The 18,645-nt window shown below is 58.6% G+C and carries 20 protein-coding genes and 1 pseudogene; 5 read left to right on the forward strand and 16 right to left on the reverse strand.

Annotation, left to right across the window (positions count from 1 at the left end; genetic code table 11):
- Nucleotide 1: 1 nt before the first annotated feature.
- The 12 genes from ACOTXC_RS03920 to ACOTXC_RS03975 form a co-directional block, all read right to left on the reverse strand.
- Nucleotides 2-772, reverse strand: coding sequence for an aspartate dehydrogenase (locus ACOTXC_RS03920; RefSeq protein WP_023295404.1), 771 nt, complete (start codon nucleotides 770-772; stop codon nucleotides 2-4).
- A 9-nt stretch (nucleotides 773-781) separates the two neighbouring features.
- Nucleotides 782-1,576, reverse strand: coding sequence for an SDR family oxidoreductase (locus tag ACOTXC_RS03925; RefSeq protein WP_421767422.1), 795 nt, complete (start codon nucleotides 1,574-1,576; stop codon nucleotides 782-784).
- Nucleotides 1,560-2,330: an alpha/beta fold hydrolase gene (locus ACOTXC_RS03930; protein ID WP_038416704.1), complete on the reverse strand. Its 771-nt coding sequence runs from the start codon at nucleotides 2,328-2,330 to the stop codon at nucleotides 1,560-1,562. Before ACOTXC_RS03930 ends, ACOTXC_RS03925 begins: the two co-directional genes overlap by 17 nt.
- A gap of 9 nt (nucleotides 2,331-2,339) precedes the next feature.
- On the reverse strand, nucleotides 2,340-2,870 hold the full coding sequence (locus ACOTXC_RS03935) for a cupin domain-containing protein (protein WP_022649339.1): 531 nt from the start codon (nucleotides 2,868-2,870) through the stop codon (nucleotides 2,340-2,342).
- A gap of 10 nt (nucleotides 2,871-2,880) precedes the next feature.
- Entirely contained in the window at nucleotides 2,881-4,137 is a 1,257-nt protein-coding gene (locus tag ACOTXC_RS03940) for an MFS transporter (protein ID WP_022649340.1), read from the reverse strand.
- A 25-nt stretch (nucleotides 4,138-4,162) separates the two neighbouring features.
- On the reverse strand, nucleotides 4,163-5,350 hold the full coding sequence (locus ACOTXC_RS03945; RefSeq protein WP_421767423.1) for an NAD(P)/FAD-dependent oxidoreductase: 1,188 nt from the start codon (nucleotides 5,348-5,350) through the stop codon (nucleotides 4,163-4,165).
- Nucleotides 5,347-6,273: a VOC family protein gene (locus ACOTXC_RS03950; protein WP_063853792.1), complete on the reverse strand. Its 927-nt coding sequence runs from the start codon at nucleotides 6,271-6,273 to the stop codon at nucleotides 5,347-5,349. The genes ACOTXC_RS03945 and ACOTXC_RS03950 overlap by 4 nt, the downstream gene beginning before the upstream one ends.
- A 78-nt stretch (nucleotides 6,274-6,351) precedes the next feature.
- Complete coding sequence (locus tag ACOTXC_RS03955) at nucleotides 6,352-7,140, reverse strand: IclR family transcriptional regulator (RefSeq protein WP_032671673.1); 789 nt, start codon at nucleotides 7,138-7,140, stop codon at nucleotides 6,352-6,354.
- Nucleotides 7,141-7,152: 12 nt separating this feature from the next.
- Entirely contained in the window at nucleotides 7,153-7,902 is a 750-nt protein-coding gene (locus ACOTXC_RS03960; protein ID WP_063201552.1) for an SDR family oxidoreductase, read from the reverse strand.
- Nucleotides 7,902-8,924: an aromatic ring-hydroxylating oxygenase subunit alpha gene (locus tag ACOTXC_RS03965; protein WP_063201555.1), complete on the reverse strand. Its 1,023-nt coding sequence runs from the start codon at nucleotides 8,922-8,924 to the stop codon at nucleotides 7,902-7,904. Before ACOTXC_RS03965 ends, ACOTXC_RS03960 begins: the two co-directional genes overlap by 1 nt.
- 10 nt (nucleotides 8,925-8,934) lie before the next feature.
- Nucleotides 8,935-9,243 (reverse strand): recombinase-like helix-turn-helix domain-containing protein, encoded by a 309-nt coding sequence (locus ACOTXC_RS03970; protein ID WP_032626155.1) that lies wholly within the window; start codon nucleotides 9,241-9,243, stop codon nucleotides 8,935-8,937.
- Complete coding sequence (locus tag ACOTXC_RS03975; protein ID WP_003860044.1) at nucleotides 9,240-9,563, reverse strand: Rieske (2Fe-2S) protein; 324 nt, start codon at nucleotides 9,561-9,563, stop codon at nucleotides 9,240-9,242. Before ACOTXC_RS03975 ends, ACOTXC_RS03970 begins: the two co-directional genes overlap by 4 nt.
- A 415-nt stretch (nucleotides 9,564-9,978) precedes the next feature.
- On the opposite strand from ACOTXC_RS03975, the pseudogene ACOTXC_RS03980 reads away from it, so the two are divergent.
- A pseudogene (locus ACOTXC_RS03980) lies at nucleotides 9,979-10,311 on the forward strand (MFS transporter); the annotation flags it as partial.
- A gap of 76 nt (nucleotides 10,312-10,387) precedes the next feature.
- On the opposite strand, the gene speB reads toward ACOTXC_RS03980, so the two are convergent.
- The 4 genes from speB to ACOTXC_RS04000 form a co-directional block, all read right to left on the reverse strand.
- Nucleotides 10,388-11,308: an agmatinase gene (gene speB / locus ACOTXC_RS03985; RefSeq protein ID WP_017382921.1), complete on the reverse strand. Its 921-nt coding sequence runs from the start codon at nucleotides 11,306-11,308 to the stop codon at nucleotides 10,388-10,390.
- A 209-nt stretch (nucleotides 11,309-11,517) separates the two neighbouring features.
- Entirely contained in the window at nucleotides 11,518-13,494 is a 1,977-nt protein-coding gene (speA, locus tag ACOTXC_RS03990; RefSeq protein WP_022649348.1) for a biosynthetic arginine decarboxylase, read from the reverse strand.
- Nucleotides 13,495-13,502: 8 nt separating this feature from the next.
- A complete protein-coding gene (yqgB, locus tag ACOTXC_RS03995) occupies nucleotides 13,503-13,634 on the reverse strand; it encodes an acid stress response protein YqgB (protein ID WP_057979949.1) in 132 nt (43 codons plus the stop codon).
- A gap of 94 nt (nucleotides 13,635-13,728) precedes the next feature.
- The gene (locus tag ACOTXC_RS04000; protein WP_418251239.1) at nucleotides 13,729-13,869 is read right to left on the reverse strand and encodes a hypothetical protein; all 141 of its coding nucleotides are present in this window, start codon (nucleotides 13,867-13,869) and stop codon (nucleotides 13,729-13,731) included.
- A gap of 425 nt (nucleotides 13,870-14,294) precedes the next feature.
- Here ACOTXC_RS04000 and metK point away from each other — a divergent pair, with 425 nt between their 5' ends.
- The 4 genes from metK (at nucleotide 14,295) to endA (ending at nucleotide 18,622) form a co-directional block, all read left to right on the forward strand.
- Nucleotides 14,295-15,449 carry a methionine adenosyltransferase gene (gene metK / locus ACOTXC_RS04005; RefSeq protein WP_022649349.1) on the forward strand — a complete coding sequence of 385 codons (1,155 nt, stop codon included), beginning with the start codon at nucleotides 14,295-14,297 and terminating at the stop codon, nucleotides 15,447-15,449.
- Nucleotides 15,450-15,865: 416 nt separating this feature from the next.
- Nucleotides 15,866-17,263: a galactose/proton symporter gene (gene galP, locus ACOTXC_RS04010; protein ID WP_032626160.1), complete on the forward strand. Its 1,398-nt coding sequence runs from the start codon at nucleotides 15,866-15,868 to the stop codon at nucleotides 17,261-17,263.
- A 59-nt stretch (nucleotides 17,264-17,322) separates the two neighbouring features.
- Complete coding sequence (locus tag ACOTXC_RS04015; protein ID WP_032626162.1) at nucleotides 17,323-17,820, forward strand: SprT family zinc-dependent metalloprotease; 498 nt, start codon at nucleotides 17,323-17,325, stop codon at nucleotides 17,818-17,820.
- Between the two features lie 94 nt (nucleotides 17,821-17,914).
- Nucleotides 17,915-18,622, forward strand: a complete 708-nt coding sequence (gene endA / locus ACOTXC_RS04020) for a deoxyribonuclease I (protein WP_023306912.1) — start codon at nucleotides 17,915-17,917, stop codon at nucleotides 18,620-18,622.
- Nucleotides 18,623-18,645 lie beyond the last annotated feature (23 nt).

Genomic DNA, 18,645 nt, shown 5'->3' on the forward strand with positions numbered 1-18,645 from the left:
CTCAGCTCAGGGCCAGCTCGCGGCAGGCGCGCACCGCGCTCAGTGCCGCCAGGGTGGAGGTTTTAGGGTTAGACGCCAGCGGCAGCCCGCTCAGCTCCAGATGGAATTCGCCAAACAGCCCTTCGACGTGCAGCGTGTGGGTGTTACGTTTCGTTGCCGGGTCAACCATCAGCTGCACGCGGGTGTCATCCATCCCGACGCCGCCGAGCGCCACGGTCGCCGCTACGTTGGCGTTCGCCGGGAACAGCCGCGCCGCCTCGCGGGCGCTGCCTTCAAAAAAGACCTTTGCCTCTGACACCGCATTCAGATCGATAAGCTGCTCGGCATAGCTGCCGCGCCAGCTGGCCGGGCTTTTGCGCGACTGATAGGTGACGCGCTCAAGCCCACCCTCTTTCGCTGCCGCCAGCCCGTCGATACCGGCCACTGCACCGGAAAGCAGAGTCAGTTTTCCGCCCGCCGCGAGCAGACGCTGCTCCAGCGCGCTGTCCGCCAGCGCGCCGGTGGAAATGACGGCCAGATGCCAGCCGCGACGCAGGATCTCTTCCCCGTACTGGGCCACCGCCTGCTGGCTGGCGCATTCCAGCACCAGATCCGGCGTTTGCGCGCACGCCATTGGCGACGTCAGCGCCTCGACCGCATCGCCAAACTGGTCGTGAATGGCGGCATGGTGAGACGCGCGCGCCACGATCCAGCCGATAGCCACACCGGCGGGCAGGCGCTCAATCACCGCCTGCGCCATGGCACCAAAACCAATCAACATTACCTTTTTCATGATGCGTCCTTACAGATGGCGACAGAAGCCGCCGGAAACGTCCAGCGCGGCGCCGGTGGTAAACGAGGCCAGCGGCGAGGCGAGGAACAGCAGCGCCTGCGCGGGCTCCTGCGGCTTGCCGAGGCGCGCCATTGGAATGCCGCGCTTGCGCGCGATATCCGCCGTCCACTCCGGCCAGCTCTGGCTTTTGTCCGCCCGGTTTTCAAAGCGGCGCTGCCACTGGCCGGACTCCACCATGCCGAGCAAAATGGAATTGACGCGAATGCCTTTACCCACCAGCTCTTTCGAGAGCGTCAGCGTCATGTTCAGCAGCGCGGCACGAGCAGCGGAGGTAGCGATCATGTGCTCCTCCGGCTGTAGCGCCAGCAGGGAGTTGACGCAGGTAACAGAGGCAATGTCTGACTGCTCCAGCAACGCCTGAAACGCCTGCACCGGATTGATGACGCCAAACAGCTTCAGCTCTGCCTCGTGCAGCCACGCCTCGCGCGGGGTGTCATGGAAGTGCGCCACGTAGCCCTGCCCGGCGTTGTTGATCAGCAGATCAGCCGCGCCAAAGCGCGCCTGCACCGCATCCGCAAAGGCCTGAACCTCGTCGGCATTCAGCACGTCGCAGCGGTAAGAAAAAATCTCCCCGTGGGGGAATTCGTTTTGCAGCGTCGCATGGGCGCTGGCGAGCCGGTCCGGGTCACGGCCGCAGAAGGCGACTTTCGCCCCTTCCCCCAGCAGCAGGCGCAGCGTTTCAAAGCCAATGCCAGAAGAACCGCCGGTGACTACCGCTACGCGCCCGTCAATTTGTGCATTCATCGCGCACCTCTTCGTTAATGCGTAAAAGCTGTTGGTTGAAAAACACGTCGTTATCGAGATAGCTGGCGTGCCCGGCCTGCGGAATGGCGGTAAACGGCATGCCGTAGCGCAGCGCCAGCCCCTGCACCAGTTCGGGCTGCGTTATCGCGTCCTGCTCGCCGCACCAGACTTCAAACGTGCCGGAGTATCGTTTAAGCCAGCCGTGAATGTCGTCATGCGCCAGCATCCACGCGGCGGCAAGGTAGCCTTCCGGGCGCAGCGTGCGCATGCCCGCCGCGACGGTGGCGATATCTTCCGCGCGCGCGCCGGGGCGCAGCAGCTTCGCGGCACGGGTCTGGGCGAGGATTTCGCCGCCCAACGCCATCTGCTGCTCGCGGTTGCGCCAGACCTGCTCCCGCTGCTCCGGCGCGGCATTGCCGTAGCCCTGCGCAGCGTCGGCCAGTACAAGATGAATGACGCGATCCGGGAACTTCGCCGCAAAGGCACTTGCGACCAGTGCCCCCAGGGAATGGCCCACCAGCACCGCCTGCCAGACACCGGCGCGATCCAGCATCGCCGCCAGCACGTCGGCGTAATCCCCCGCGTTTGCCCGCGCGACGGCCAGCATCGGGCTTTCGCCATAACCGGGCATGTCCCACGCCAGCACGCGAAAACCGTTCAGCGCCATCTGCTTGTGCCAGGACGCAGCGCCAGAGCTGATCCCGTGTAGCAGCATCAGCGGAATGCCGCTTCCCTGTTCACGAAAACCCGTCATGGTGCCCCCTTAGTTCCGCTTCACTTTCGAGAGCGGATGGTCGGACGGATAGGTCGGGATTTCCGGCTTGTTGGTCCCCAGCATGACGCACATCAGCGCCTCTTCTTCCCCGTGGTTAAACAGGCCGCGATAGATGCCCGGCGGGACGGAGATCAGGTCACGCTCGCGCAGCACGGTTTCGGTGTAGTTGTCGCCGTCCTGGATCATCAGCGTGATTTGCCCCTTGAGCATGAAGAACACCTCTTCCACGTCGTCGTGCAGGTGCAGCGGCCCTTCGCACTTCGACGGCAGTACCATGGTGGAGAAGGTGAAATGGTCCGCCTGCACGGTGTTGGTGTCGTTCGCCACGCCGGTTGCGCCGGTGCCGATGTAGCGCATCTGCGCCCGGCGGTATTTTGGGTCAAAATCGGCCTGGAACTTCAGCGCGTTCCAGTCGTATTTACGGCCTTCGAAGCGCGCGATGCGCGACTCGACCCACTCCTCCATCGTCAGATGGTCAGGTTTGATGCCCGTTTTGTGGGTTACGGTTGAATCAGTCATGACACTCTCCTCAGTAACGTCTCAGCAGCGGCAGTAACAGGACGCAGCCCACCGCCGCCATCACCGCCAGAAAAATCAGCCCGGAATCCATGCTGTGGGTGAAGGCGATAAGCGCGCCCATCACCGCCGGCGACAGCGCGCCTGCAAAGTTTCCCAGCCCGTTGAAAATGCCGCCCGCCGTGGCGCTCACCCGGGGATGGGTGGCCTTCGCCAGCAGGGCGAAAATGTTGGGCGCGCCGGTGCCCCACATAAAGGTGCTGAAGCTCATCGCCGCGATGACGGCGAGCGGGGTATCGAGGTGCATTACCGCCGCCAGCCCCACCGCCGCCCCCGCCATCGAGATAAAGCAGGCCGCCGCGCGCTTATCGACCCTGTCCGAGAGCCACGCGCCAATCACTTCCCCCGCCAGCATGGCGATGAACGGCATCGACGACAGCCAGCCTGCATGCTCAAGGTGAATGCCTTTGCCTTTGATCAGGTAGCCCGGCAGCCAGCCGTTGATGCCCCACAGGTAGGTCAGGAACGCGATGTTAAAGATGCAGATGATCCAGAAATGCGGGCTGACGAACAGCTCGCGCCGCGCGGCGCGCCGCTCGTCCTGAGACGCCTGCGAGGTGCCGGGTTTTGCTTCAAGACGGATCCCGCGCAGGCCGATGCGCACAAAGATAAGCACCGGCACGGTCAGCATTGCCATGACAAAGAAGGTGCTCTGCCAGCCGAAGGTGTTCAGCAGCCAGAGGGAGAGCGGGAAGCCAATTGCCGCCCCTACCGGCGTGCCCAGCAGCCACAGCATGGTGGCGCGCGCCTGTAAATGCTGCGGGAAGTTGTGGCGCACGATGGCGAAAGCCAGCGGGAACAGCGGCCCTTCCGCCACGCCCAGCAGGATGCGCAGGACGATCATCAGCGTGTAGTTATGGGTAAAGCCCATCGCCACCATCAGCACGCACCACACAGCCATCATCCCGGTGAGCAGGCGCAGCGGCGCAATTTTGTCGCCTAAACCGCTCAAAAATACCGACGAAAAGCCGTAGCTCAGCAGGAAGGCGCTCATCAATATGCCGAGGCGCGTGGTGTCGAAATCAATGCCCATCGCCTGCTGGAAATGGGTATCCGAAAAGAGCGCCGCGATGCTGATTTTGTCGAAAAACGCCAGCAGCACGCAGGCCAGCAGCGACAGCGGGATGGCCCAGCGCACCGCTTTTTCGGGCGTGCGGGTCCCCTCACCGCTCGCCTCAACCGGCGCGGTGTTCGTCTCTAGTGTGGTCATCTCTCCCCCTACGGGTGCGGGTTAGCTATCGCAGTGACATCAGTGAAAATGTCGGGTCGGCAAGCGGTACGTTCGACAGATCCCGCCCCGCCGCCATCCAGCGCTTCGCCAGCTTGACGGTGCGCGCATCGTTGAACGCCACCAGCTGCGTCAGCCGCCCGTTTTCATCCAGCGAGAAGAACAGCGCATCTTCACGCACTATCGTTTTACTCTCCGGCTGCGGAATACCGAGGATCTGAATATTGTGCTGATATTGATCCGACCACAGCCACGGCGCGTCGTCGTAGCCCGGCGCATCGGGGTTGAGCATCGCTTTCGCCGTCGCCACCGCCTGATTCTGGGCGAAGGCCCAGGACTGGATGCACAGGCCGTAGTGATGGTGCTGGGCCACATCGCCAGCGGCAAAGATGAATGGATCCGAGGTGCGTCCCTGGGCATCCACCACGATCCCGCGCCCGGTTTTCAGCCCCGCATCAAGCGCCAGCTCCAGATTGAGATCGACGCCGATCCCGACCACGACCGTATCAAAGGTTTCACGGTTGCCGTCGCAGTGGATGACCGGCAGTCCGCCGTCGTCCTCCAGCTCCAGCGCGCCGCAGCCGGTACGGATCTCCACCCCCTGCTCGCGGTGAAGGGCCTCCAGGCGCTGCGACACCTCGCCGCTCACCGAGCGCATGCACAGCGCAGGCTGCTGCTCGAATAGCGCGACCGCTACGCCGCTTTTCCGCGCGGAAGCGGCAATCTCAAGGCCAATCCAGCCGCCGCCGATAATCGCCAGTTTGTGACTTTCCGACAGGCGACTTTTCAGGCGCTGCGTGTCCTGCCAGTGGCGCAGGGTGTAGACCTGCGGATGGCTGGCCCACGCCTGCGAAGGCAGGCGCGCCCGACCGCCGGTAGCGATTAAAAGGATGTTGTAACTAAGACATTCGCCGTTGCTTAAACGCACGATTTTCTCTTCACGATCGACTGATTCAGCACGCAGCGGGCGGTACCAGATCAGGTTCAGCGCCTGCTGCGCTTCTTCGCTAAACAGCCGCGGAAGCGCGGAGTCCGGCTCCAGCAGAGACGCTTTTGACAGCGGCGGCCGCTCGTAGAAATCCCATTCCTCTTCCGCCACCACGCAAATCTCGCCGTCGAAGCCCTCGTCACGCAGGGTTTTCGCCGCCCAGCCGCCCGCCTGGCCGCCGCCGATAATGACAATGCGCGATGTCATACCGCCTCCGGCTTTTTCTGCTGACGGCGCGTGTCGTGGTCAATCCCGCCCTCCACCGCCCATTCGGTAAAGGAGACCAGGGAGTGCTCCAGCTCGCGCGGCTGCCAGTTTTCGGTCAGGTAGTCGTCGTTGGTGTAATACTCAAACGCGCCGCCGGTCGGGCTGTTGACGTACCAGAAGTACGCCGACGACACCGGATGACGGCCCGGCCCGATAAAGGTGCTCCAGTCATGTTTATTCATCGCGATACCGCCGCCGATCACCTCGTGGATGTCGCGCACGGTGAAGGCCACGTGGTTAAGGCCGCGCTTGCGGTTCGGCAGTTGCAGCAGGAACAGGTTGTGATGGCCGCCACGCGCCCCGCAGCGCAGGAACACGGCGCGGTTGATATAGCGATCCGAGACCTGGAAGCCGAGCACCTCGCGGTAGAATTTCTCCACTGCCGCCAGCTCTTCCACGAAGAACACCACATGCCCCACGTTGATCGGCTGGGCGCGATCGTAAACCGGGCTGGGCGTGTCGATACGGCGGGCGTCGCCCCACTGGTTTATTGGCTCGACGTTAAGCTCCACGTCGGTCTGCTGGGTCACCTGCACGCGCAGCGTCATGCCGTTCGGATCCAGGCATTCCAGCGCGTCGCCCACTTCACGAAAACCTGGCTGTTGCGCCAGCTTCGGGCGCAGCGCATCCAGCTCAGACTGGCTGGCAACCGCCCAGGTCATGCGGCGCAGAGTGTTGCCCGCTTCAAACGCGGGCGGCAGGTCGGGGCTGTCGATCGGGTTAAGCTCCACGCGCGCGCCGCTCAGGGTGATGAAACGCTGGCCGCTGGCATCGCCCGTCAGGCCAAAATCACGCATAAATTTGGCGCAGTGCGTCAGGTCTTCCACACCAAATTCCAGCTTTTCAATTCCGGTTATACTCATCGTTCGTTGCCTCATCTGGCCCAGATTGGGCGTAAAACATGCCCGACGCAGTCAAGCGCCTGACGTTAACTCACTGATTTAACTGGCCTGTGACAGATACCCTAAGAAGCCAGAAATTTTATCCGCCGCAAGGCGAACCTCGTTTTGCAGGCGCTCGCGGTCGCTCAGTGGGATCTCCTCCGACGGCACCAGAATGCTGACCACCGCCGCCACGCGGCCGCTTCGGTCATACACCGGGTAGACGATGGAAGAGATGCCGTGGCGAAAGAAGGATTCGCCAATGACATACCCGCGGGCTTTGTCCTGCTGCACCATCTGCCACAGGGCTTCGCGGTCGTGAAGCTGCCCCGGCGTGTTGCCCGGCAGGCGCTCATGCGGGAACAGCTGTTCGAAATCAGCGCGGGAAATATCGGTCAACAGCATGCGGCCCAGCGAGGTGCAGTGCACCGGCAGACGGGTACCAATGCTGACCTGGTTGATACGCGACCCGGCGGCGCTGACGCGGGCGATATAGATAATGTCGCGCCCGTCGCGGATCGCCAGATGGCTGCTGCACTGGCTCACGTCGCGCAATTGCTCGATCACCGGCTGGCCGACCTGCGCCACGTCCAGCGAGGCGATGTACTCAAAGCCAAGACGCAGCACGTTCATGCCCAGCGAAAAGGTATTGGTGCGCGTGTTGCGCTCCAGAAATCCCATGTACTCCAGCGTCTGTACCACGCGATAGGCGGTGGCCTTCGGCATATCCACCAGCCGATGCAGTTCGGCAAAGGTCAGATCGCGATGCTGCTCGCCAAAGGCCAACAGCAGCTGTAAACCGCGCTCCAGCCCCGGCACCAGATACTTCACTTCCTGATCGTTTGCCATCATCGCCCTACCTTAGTTAAAGACAAAACCGCCGTTGACCGGGATCAGCTGTCCGGTGATGAACCGCGACAGATCGCTTAACAGCCAGACCACGCTGCCGGTGACGTCTTCCGGCTGCTGTGCCCCGGTTAACGCGCGGCCGTTTTCGTAGAGTTGATGCCGTTCGGCGGGGACATATTCCGTCGCCTCGACGCGGGTTAGCCCCGGCGCGATGGCGTTAATGCGTATACGCTTTTCACCCAGTTCGCGCGCCATTGAGCGGGTCATGGCAATCACGGCGCCCTTGCTGGCGACGTAGGCCATCAGGCGCGGCGCGCCCCACAGCGCGGTGTCGGACGCGACGTTCACGATGCCCGCCCCCTCGCGCAGCAGCGGCACCGCGGCGCGCGTCACCAGCCAGGTGCCTTTGACATTGACGCTCATCACCCGATCCCAGAGATCCGGATCGTAATCGAGCATATTTTTGCCGCCGACGCCCGTCGCCATCGCCGCGTTGTTCACCAGGCCGTCAATCAGCCCCTGCTCGCCAATCGCGCTGAACACCTGCTCAATGGACTGCGGATCGGCCAGATCGATAACGTGCGATTCGATCGCATATCCCTGCTCACGCAGCCGGTGGGCGCTCTCGGCCAGTTCGCCTTTGAGGATGTCGCACATCACCACCGCCGCGCCCTGCTCCGCGCAGGCCTGGGAAAAGTGGTAGCCCAGCCCGCGCGCTGCGCCGGTTATGACGATGCGCTTGCCGCTCAGCAGCCCGTTCATCAGGCGGCCCCCTGCTGTGCTTCACGTATCGCCAGCTGCTCTTTAGCGGCCTTTTGCATCATGCGACGCAGGCGCGAGAGGCCAACGTCGTGCTGATACAGGTATTCATGATCGCGGGCGTTTGGCGCCAGGCTCTCCAGCACCACGCGGTCCTGCTCCAGCACTTCCCAGTGCAGTTTTTCCAGCCGGTTGCGGTACATGAAGCGCCACATATCGCGCTGCCAGCCCTGCACGCGGCGGATGCGCCAGAAGAAGACGCGGCAGTTGTCGTTATCTTCCGGCACCACCATGCCGACGATAAAGAAGTGGCCGCCCGGCCCGAAACGCTTCTTGTACGGAATGGAGAGACGCATCCAGCAGGTGCCGCTGTTGCCCAGCTCCACCCAGTCGAAGTTGACGCCGCTCTGCCCTTTCTTCTCAAAGATAAAGCCGGTTTTGGTCGGCTGGAGCACCATGTCGGCCTTGCGATCCCCTTCCGCCATCGAGTGCGAGGAGGAGTGCAGATAGGTGCCGTGCATCGGGTCCATCACGTTTTCCAGCGCGTACTGGTAATTGCATTTCCACGCGGCGGTGCAGAGGAAGTTGCTGAAGCTGTCCGTGTCGGCGAGTTCATCCGGGAAGGTCAGTTCGTCCGGCTGCTGATCCGCGGTGACGCCAAACCAGAGGAAGATGGCGCCGTGCGCCTCCTGCACGTTATAGCTGCGCACGCACTGCTGGCCGACCAGCGGACATTTATCCACAGCGGGCACGTCTTTCACCTCGCCGTTGCCCGCCACCTCTACGCCGTGATACCAGCAGGCGATGCGGTCGCCGAGGTTCCAGCCCATCGACAGGCGCGCGCCGCGGTGCGGACAGCGGTCCTCCAGCGCCTGCACCTGGCCGTCTTTGTTGCGCCAGACCACAATCTGCTCGCCCAGGCGGGTGATGCCCACCGGCGCAGACTGCACTTCCCAGCTCGCCAGCACCGGATACCAGAGGCCGCGCAGGCCTTTATCCAGATAGTGTTGTACGGTCGTCGTCATCGCGTTGCCCTCAGTAGCCGTTAACCTGTAAGAATGCCTGGAAGCTGGCGTCGCTCCACGGCTCACCCTGCTGGTCGTGCATGCGCACCGCGTTCAGCCCGTTTACCAGCTCCGGCAGGGTTTCAACGCCCTGCTCGAAGAGATCTTCCAGCGTCGCAATCAGCTTCACCTCCCAGCTTTCCGGCTCGCGGCTGCGGGTCTGCCAGATCAGGTTCTGGTACTCGCCCGGCTTGTGAATGGCGCCATTACCGCCCTCTGCCGGCGGGGTAAACTGGCGGCTTTCCGGCAGCGCCGGGTTGTAGTTCAGCGTGTCGCTCATGCCACGGTCTCCTCAACAAAGGTAATCTGAATCTGGTTTTCAAAGACCCGAACCGGGTAACGGTTGAGGTTGCGTCCTCCGGGGCCGTGCAGACACTGGCCGGTTTTGACGTCGAACACCGCCTCGTGCAGCGGGCATTCCACCTTGCCGTCTTCTACGAAGCCCTGACTCAGCAGGGCATAGGCGTGGGGGCATACGTCTTCCAGCGCGTAATATTCACCGTCGATCAGGTAAACGCCGATCTCTTTCCCGTCGACGTTGCCGCTAAAAGGGAAATCTTCCTGTACTTGTTCTGCGTCACATACGCCTATCCAGCTCATCACGATCCTCCAGGCTTTTGTTTCATATATGAAACTCTGTTTCTTATTTAATACGGTCAATATAAAAGCGATGAATGTTTCGTCAAGCGACAATGTGACGAATTTGTTAATCGATCGGCAATTAATTAACTAAGTGTGCAAGGGATCACGAAAAAATGCAGCGATATGAAATTTTCATTATTACAGCGTGAGAAATACGTTTTTTTAATGGTCTCTTATTTTGAATAAAAGATATTGACTTCCTTTCTTTTTACTCTTTAAAAATAAATTAACGTCACCTCTTTCGCGTTTCACCGGTGAAACTCATTTTTAATTTATCTTTAATAAACAATGAGTTTCACAGGTGAATCATTTTAGCTCCGTGACAATCACATTGATGAAAAATATAAGTTACAAAAAACGTAAGGCGGACATGATGAAGGCAAGATGGCAAGGCACGATTGCGCTTTTATTACTCATTATTATTTCGTACGTCGATCGGGTAAATATCTCGGTAATGATTTTAAACCCGGAATTTGCCGAACATTTTCAGTTAAATGAAAACAGAATGTTACAGGGTCTACTCATGACCTGCTTTCTTCTGGGTTATGGTTTTTCCGCTCTATTATTAACGTCGGTTATTGAAAGCAAACTTCATTATCGGCAGGGATTATTAAGCAGCATTGCGCTTTGGGCCGCGGTCTGCGCGGTTTCGCCTTTGTTAGGCTCGCTGACGGGAATGGTCATCGCCCGCGAAATAACCGGGGTTTGTCTACACCTTCACGCTGGCCTGGGGAATGTTGCTGCTGCGCATGCGGCGCGCAGCAGCAATAAGCGCGTAAGGCTTATTCGCCTTTTTTCGCTGCCTGGATGTAGAGCATTTCCAGCGCCAGGGTCGCCGCGGCCAGCGCGGTGATCTCGGACTGGTCATAGGCCGGAGCCACTTCCACCACGTCCATCCCGACAATGTTCAGATCCTTCAGGCCGCGCACCAGCTTGATGGCGCGGTCTGACGTCAGGCCGCCGATCACCGGCGTACCGGTACCCGGTGCGAATGCCGGATCCAGGCAGTCGATGTCGAAGGTCAGGTAGACAGGCATATCGCCGACGATCTGCTTAACCTGAGCCAGAATATCGTCCACGCCGCGATCGTTCACCTGGCCCGCGTCGAGTACGGTGAAGCCGTTGTCTTTGTCGAACTCGGTGCGGATGCCGATCTGCACGGAGTGGTTCGGATCGATCAGGCCTTCTTTCGGCGCGGTGTAGAACATGGTGCCGTGGTCGAATTCGCAGCCGTTCGCGTAGGTGTCGGTATGCGCGTCAAAGTGCACCAGCGCCATTTTACCGAAGTGCTTCGCGTGGGCGCGCAGCAGCGGCAGGGTCACGAAGTGGTCACCGCCGAAGGAGAGCATGCGTTTACCGGCCGCCAGCAGCTTCTCGGCGTGCGCCTGCAGTTTTTCGCTCATTTCGCGCGCGTCACCGAAGGCGTACACCAGATCACCGCAGTCCACCACGTTCAGGCGCTCGCGCATGTCGAAGTTCCACGGGAAGCGGTTGTGCTCCCAGGCCAGGTTGGTGGAAACCTGACGGATTGCCGCCGGGCCATGACGTCCACCCGCACGACCGGACGTTGCCATGTCGAACGGTACGCCGGTGATCACCCAGTCAGCATCGCTGTCGTAAGGCTGGAAGTTCATCGGAAGGCGTAAAAAACCAAACGCGTTAGATACCAGAGAGTTATCGTACTGATGACCTAAAGTGCTCATGTCCTGACCTCTTATAAAGTCGATACATTAAAACAGATGAAAAAAAATCCCCTCCGCGTCGTTAAACCCGACGAGGAAGGGATTGATTCGTAAATCGCATAGTAGGGCGAATTATCGCCGTTAATTCATACGGGTTCAAGTGAGTATAAGGCATCGTGCGGTCTGATGCCCTCACCCCAACCCTCTCCCACCGTGAGAGGGAGGTTTTACTACTCGTCTTCCAGATACGTATACCCGTACAGACCCGCTTCAAACTCTTCCAGGAACTGCTGCTGCAAGGCATCGTCCAGACCGGTGTTTTTGACCTGATCGCGGAACTGGGTGAGCAGTTTTTTCGGATCCAGCTGAACGTATTCGAGCATATCCGCCACGGTGTCCCCTTCGTCGGACAGCTCAACCTCCACGCTGCCGTCAGGGAAGACAAACACGTCAACCGCTTCGGTATCACCGAACAGGTTGTGCATGTTGCCGAGGATCTCCTGATACGCACCCACCATAAAGAAGCCCAGCATTGGCGGGTTCTCCGGATCGTACTCCGGCATTGGCATGGTCGTTGCGATACCGTCACCGTCGACGTAGTGGTCAATCGCGCCGTCTGAGTCACAGGTAATGTCCAGCAGCACCGCGCGGCGTTCCGGCGCATGATTCAACCCTTCCAGCGGCAGAACCGGGAACAGCTGGTCGATACCCCAGGCATCCGGCATCGACTGGAACAGGGAGAAGTTGACGTACATTTTGTCCGCCATACGTTCCTGCAACTCGTCGATAATCGGACGGTGCGCGCGGTTGCTCGGATCGAGCTGCTTCTGCACTTCATGGCACATGTTCAGATAGAGCTGCTCCGCCCACGCGCGTTCCTGCAGGCTAAAGGTGCCTGAAGAATAACCGACGTGAATGTCGTGCAGATCCATCTGGCTGTCGTGCAGCCATTCGCGCAGAGAACGACGCGTGCCCGGCTCGTGCATCTCCTGCCAGGTTTCCCACATGCTTTGCAGGGAACGTGGGGCATCGTCTGCCGGAGGCGTGGCTTCAGTGATTTCGCTGCGCTCAACGCCGATGATGTTAGAGACCAGCACCGTATGGTGCGCAGTGACCGCGCGGCCGGATTCGGTGATCACCGTCGGGTGCGGCAGGCCGTGCTCTTCGCAGGCATCGCCAATCGCCCAGATAATGTTGTTGGCGTATTCGTTCAGGCCGTAGTTGACCGAGCAGTCAGACTGCGAGCGTGTCCCTTCGTAATCCACGCCCAGGCCACCGCCCACGTCAAAGCACTGAATATTTACGCCAAGCTTGTGCAGCTCAACGTAGAAACGTGCCGATTCACGCACGCCGGTGGCAATGTCGCGAATGTTGGCCATCTGCGAGCCAAGGTGGAAGTGCAGCAGCTGAATGCTGTCCAGACGACCGCGCTCGCGCAGTATTTCCACCAGCTGAAGCACCTGGTTCGCCGCGAGGCCGAACTTGGATTTTTCACCGCCGGAAGACTGCCATTTACCGGAACCCTGCGACGCCAGTCGCGCACGCACGCCAAGGCGTGGGATCACGTTCAGACGCTCGGCCTCTTCCAGCACGATCGCGATTTCGGTCATCTTCTCGATCACCAGATAGACCTTGTGGCCCATCTTCTCGCCAATCAGCGCCAGACGAATGTATTCGCGGTCTTTATAGCCGTTACAGACGATCACCGACCGGGTCATGCCCGCGTGCGCCAGAACCGCCATCAGCTCAGCTTTGGAGCCAGCTTCCAGGCCCAGCGGTTCGCCGGAGTGGATCAGGGACTCAATCACGCGACGGTGCTGGTTTACCTTGATCGGGTAAACAAGGAAATAGTCGCCGTTATAACCATACGATTCCCGCGCGCGTTTGAACGCGGCGTTAATAGAACGCAGGCGATGTTGCAGGATCTGCGGGAAGCAGAACAGTGCAGGCAAGCGCTGACCCTGGGCTTCACGGGCTTTCACCAGCTTAGCGAGATCCACGCGCGCTTCCGGGACGTCCGGATCCGGGCAGACACTGATGTGGCCCAGCTCGTTAACGTCGTAGTAGTTATTGCCCCACCAGGCAATATTGTAAGTGCGCAGCATCTTGCTGGCTTCCTGGGAGCTCATCGCAACCTCCTGCATAGAACGTAGTACACCCTGTTCGCCTGCTGACGAAGGCGAAAGCGAAGACATGTCGTCAGACATAGCGAACCTCAACTCTTTGTATTAAGTGTAAAACAGTTGACTACTATCGCAGCGTTATACGGCGATAACAACCCATTAACGGCTCCATTTCCCAGCAGAGTATGCTGAAATCCAGACCGTGCGACCGGTTTCTTATTCATATCATTGTAAAACACGTATCCGAACTCTGTATAACAAGGTTCGGCGAAACCACGAGAAAACTCCTGTATTAACAAGAGCGCCCTTGTTCAGTTTTCACAAAGCGTGACCGGCTCTGGAATCCTGAGAAGCACCGAGATGGGTATAACATCGGCAGGTGTTTAGACCAGAAGTGCGGGTGGGAATCAAATGCGCGCCAGAACGACTGCGCTGAATGAGCGGAAAACAATGGTTCATTATCTCGTATCACCTCCACGGCCGCCTCTGCTGAAACGGACCACAAGCCAAAGCTAAAAGTTCACTGCTTAACCCGGCTGGAAGTGGCGACACGATGTGTTCATCGAGCGCTTATTTTATATGAGCCGCGCGCCGCGTTTTATACCGAGAAGGTCGCTAAAAAGCAAAACAAAAATGCGCAGGTTGCCAGCGCCGTCAGGAAAAATTTCCAGCCGTGTTTTCAACGCAGTGAGAGGTGAGTCAAAAAAAACTGGAAATCGGGTGAAGAAGTGACCTAAAATAGACGTCCAGATGTTAATCCATCCATACCGATTAACACTCAGACTGCCAGTGTCAAAATCCTGCAGGCCTTGGTAGAATTATCTCCTTTGGCTATTCCACACAGCAGTTCGAGCTAACCAAATTCCTTTTAGGTGAAATAAAACATGGCAAAACACCTGTTTACGTCCGAGTCCGTATCAGAAGGACATCCTGATAAAATTGCTGACCAAATCTCCGATGCGGTGCTGGATGCGATCCTCGCGCAGGATCCAAAGGCGCGCGTAGCGTGTGAAACCTATGTCAAAACCGGCATGGTTCTGGTTGGCGGTGAGATCACCACCAGCGCATGGGTTGATATCGAAGAGATCACCCGTAACACGGTGCGTGAGATCGGTTATGTACATTCTGATATGGGCTTTGATGCCAACTCCTGCGCCGTACTGAGCGCTATCGGCAAACAGTCCCCGGACATCAACCAGGGCGTTGACCGTGCCGATCCGCTGGAACAGGGCGCGGGCGACCAGGGCCTGATGTTCGGCTACGCGACCAACGAAACCGACGTGCTGATGCCAGCGCCGGTGACTTACGCACACCGTCTGGTGCAGCGTCAGGCTGAAGTGCGTAAAAACGGCACCCTGCCGTGGCTGCGTCCGGATGCGAAAAGCCAGGTGACCTTCCAGTATGACGACGGGAAAATCGTCGGCATTGATGCCGTGGTTCTTTCCACGCAGCATGCTGAAGATATTGACCAGAAATCCCTGCAGGAAGCGGTGATGGAAGAGATCATTAAGCCGGTTCTGCCAACTGAATGGCTGAGCTCTGCGACCAAATTCTTCATCAACCCAACCGGACGCTTCGTTATCGGCGGCCCAATGGGTGACTGCGGTCTGACCGGTCGTAAAATCATCGTAGATACCTACGGCGGCATGGCGCGCCACGGTGGCGGCGCGTTCTCCGGTAAAGACCCGTCTAAGGTGGACCGTTCTGCGGCGTACGCTGCACGTTATGTGGCGAAAAACATCGTTGCTGCGGGCCTGGCTGACCGCTGTGAAATTCAGGTTTCCTACGCCATCGGCGTGGCTGAGCCAACCTCCATCATGGTGGAAACCTTCGGTACTGAAAAAGTGCCTTCTGAACAGCTGACCCTGCTGGTGCGTGAGTTCTTCGACCTGCGTCCATACGGTCTGATTCAGATGCTGGATCTGCTGCACCCAATCTACCAGGAAACCGCAGCGTACGGTCACTTTGGTCGCGAACATTTCCCTTGGGAAAAAACCGACAAAGCCGCCCTGCTGCGTGATGCTGCCGGTCTGAAATAATCGACTGCCAGCAGCTTAAACAGGCCAGCCTTTGTGCTGGCCTTTTTTATGTCGGGTAGCGGCTATGCCTTACCCGACCTACGGGTAGTGAATTTTTGTAGGCCGGGTAAGGCGCAGCCGCCACCCGGCAATGTTTGGAACCGTTTACACCTCACTCTCTATACCCCGCTTTCAGAATATTCTCTTTGCATGATCGCATTTCTTCTGCTGTTACATTCCCTTTCAGTTAAGTCTGAAATTTGTGCAAACGCGATGCATATCAATTAATTTACCTCTATATTTTCAAAGCTTTAATTATTTTTACGGTTACAAACTAGTGTAACCGATTACACCGTTGTGATTTGACTCACATATTTTTATGAGCCGCTCACCTACTCTTAATATCGTAAAAACTGATAACCCAACTGGAGGGCATAATGCCTGACAATAATAAACAGGGGCGTACGTCCAATAAGGCAATGACGTTCTTCGTCTGCTTCCTCGCCGCTCTGGCAGGATTACTCTTTGGCCTGGATATTGGCGTAATTGCCGGTGCATTACCTTTCATCACCGATGAGTTCCAGATTAGCGCACACACTCAGGAATGGGTGGTCAGCTCCATGATGTTCGGTGCCGCCGTCGGCGCGGTCGGCAGCGGCTGGCTCTCCTTTAAGCTCGGGCGTAAAAAGAGCCTGATGATCGGCGCGATCCTGTTCGTTGCCGGCTCACTGTTCTCTGCCGCTGCGCCTAACGTTGAAGTGCTGATCCTCTCCCGCGTGCTGCTCGGTCTGGCAGTGGGCGTGGCGTCTTATACTGCCCCGCTGTACCTGTCTGAAATCGCACCGGAAAAAATCCGCGGCAGCATGATTTCAATGTATCAGCTGATGATCACCATCGGTATTCTGGGGGCTTATCTTTCCGATACCGCCTTCAGCTACAGCGGCGCATGGCGCTGGATGCTGGGCGTCATCATCATTCCGGCCATTCTGCTGCTGATTGGTGTCTTCTTCCTGCCGGACAGCCCGCGCTGGTTCGCCGCCAAACGCCGCTTCCACGATGCCGAACGCGTGCTCTTACGCCTGCGTGATACCAGCGCCGAAGCCAAAAACGAGCTGGAAGAGATCCGCGAAAGCCTTAAGGTCAAACAGTCCGGCTGGGCGCTGTTCAAAGAGAACAGCAACTTCCGCCGCGCGGTGTTCCTCGGTGTGCTGTTACAGATCATGCAACAGTTCACCGGGATGAACGTCATCATGTATTACGCGCCGAAAATCTTCGAACTGGCGGGCTACACCAACACCACCGAACAGATGTGGGGCACCGTGATCGTCGGCCTGACCAACGTGCTGGCGACCTTTATCGCTATCGGTCTGGTGGACCGCTGGGGGCGTAAGCCAACCCTGACGCTGGGCTTCCTGGTCATGGCCGTCGGGATGGGCGTACTGGGTACCATGATGCACATGGGCATTCACTCCTCGACGGCACAGTACTTCGCCGTGGCGATGCTGCTGATGTTTATCATTGGGTTTGCGATGAGCGCCGGTCCGCTGATTTGGGTGCTGTGTTCTGAGATCCAGCCGCTGAAAGGGCGTGATTTTGGTATCACCTGCTCTACCGCAACCAACTGGATTGCCAACATGATCGTCGGCGCAACGTTCCTGACCATGCTCAATACCCTGGGTAATGCCAATACCTTCTGGGTCTACGCCGGTCTTAACCTGTTCTTTATTGTTCTCACGATCTGGCTGGTTCCTGAAACCAAACATGTTTCACTGGAACACATTGAACGTAACCTGATGAAAGGTCGTCCTCTGCGCGAAATCGGCGCACACGACTGATCCTCCTGCGGGGAGGCGCCTCTTGCGCCTCCCCGCTTCCCGCTTTATGCTCTGCCCCTATGAAATCTCCCCGTCTCCCCATCGCCATTCAGCAAGCCGTCATGCGCAGCCTGCGGGAAAAACTCGCCCAGGCCAACCTGAAGCTCGGCCGCAATTATCCTGAACCGAAGCTGGTCTATCAGCAGCGTGGCACCGCGGCAGGCACCGCCTGGCTGGAATCGTATGAGATCCGCCTGAATCCGGTGTTGATGATGGAAAATCAGCAGGCGTTTATCGAAGAAGTGGTGCCGCACGAGCTGGCCCACCTTCTGGTGTGGAAACACTTTGGCCGCGTCGCGCCGCACGGCAAAGAGTGGAAATGGATGATGGAGGCGGTGCTCGGCGTTCCGGCTCGCCGCACCCACCAGTTCGAGCTGGAATCGGTACGCCGCAATACGTTTCCCTACCGCTGCCAGTGCCAGCAGCACCAGCTTACCGTGCGCCGTCACAACCGCGTGGTGCGCGGCGAGGCGACCTATCGCTGCGTAAAGTGCGGCGAACCACTGGTGGCGGAATAATCACTCGAACTTTCAGGAACTTTCCTGATCTGACTGATTGCATACGGGAACAACATTCGTTACGTTGCGGGCTCGTTTTGACACGGAGTGTAAGATGTCCCGTAATGTTTCTCTCGCAGTCGCTTTTCTGGCGGCGGCGCTCTCCGGCCATGCTCTGGCCGACGGTATTCACAGTTTCTCACAGGCAAAAACCGCAGGCGTAAAGATTAACGCCGACGTACCGGGTGATTTCTACTGCGGCTGTAAAATTAACTGGCAGGGTAAGAAAGGGGTCGTGGATCTGGGATCCTGCGGCTATAAGGTGCGCAAGAACGAGAATCGCGCCAGCCGAATCGAATGGGAACACGTTGTTCCGGCCTGGCAGTTTGGCCACCAGCGCCAGTGCTGGCAGGACGGTGGACGTAAAAATTGCGCAAAAGATCCGGTCTACCGCCAGATGGAAAGCGATATGCACAACCTGCAACCCGCCGTGGGTGAAGTCAATGGCGACCGCGGAAACTTCATGTACAGCCAGTGGAACGGTGGCGAAGGCCAGTACGGTCAGTGCGCCATGAAGGTCGATTTCAAAGAGAAACTCGCCGAACCGCCTGCCCGCGCGCGCGGCAGCATCGCCCGCACTTACTTCTATATGCGCGACCGCTACGATCTCAACCTTTCCCGCCAGCAGACGCAGCTCTTCAATGCCTGGGACAAGCTCTACCCGGTGACGGACTGGGAATGCCAGCGCGACGAACGTATCGCCAAAGTCCAGGGGAATCACAACCCTTACGTCCAGCGGGCTTGCCAGGCGCAAAAGAGCTAACCTACACTACGGCAATTCGCTTA

Source organism: Enterobacter cloacae complex sp. IR5428, from assembly GCF_049238585.1.
GTDB classification, from domain to species: Bacteria; Pseudomonadota; Gammaproteobacteria; order Enterobacterales; family Enterobacteriaceae; genus Enterobacter; species Enterobacter intestinihominis.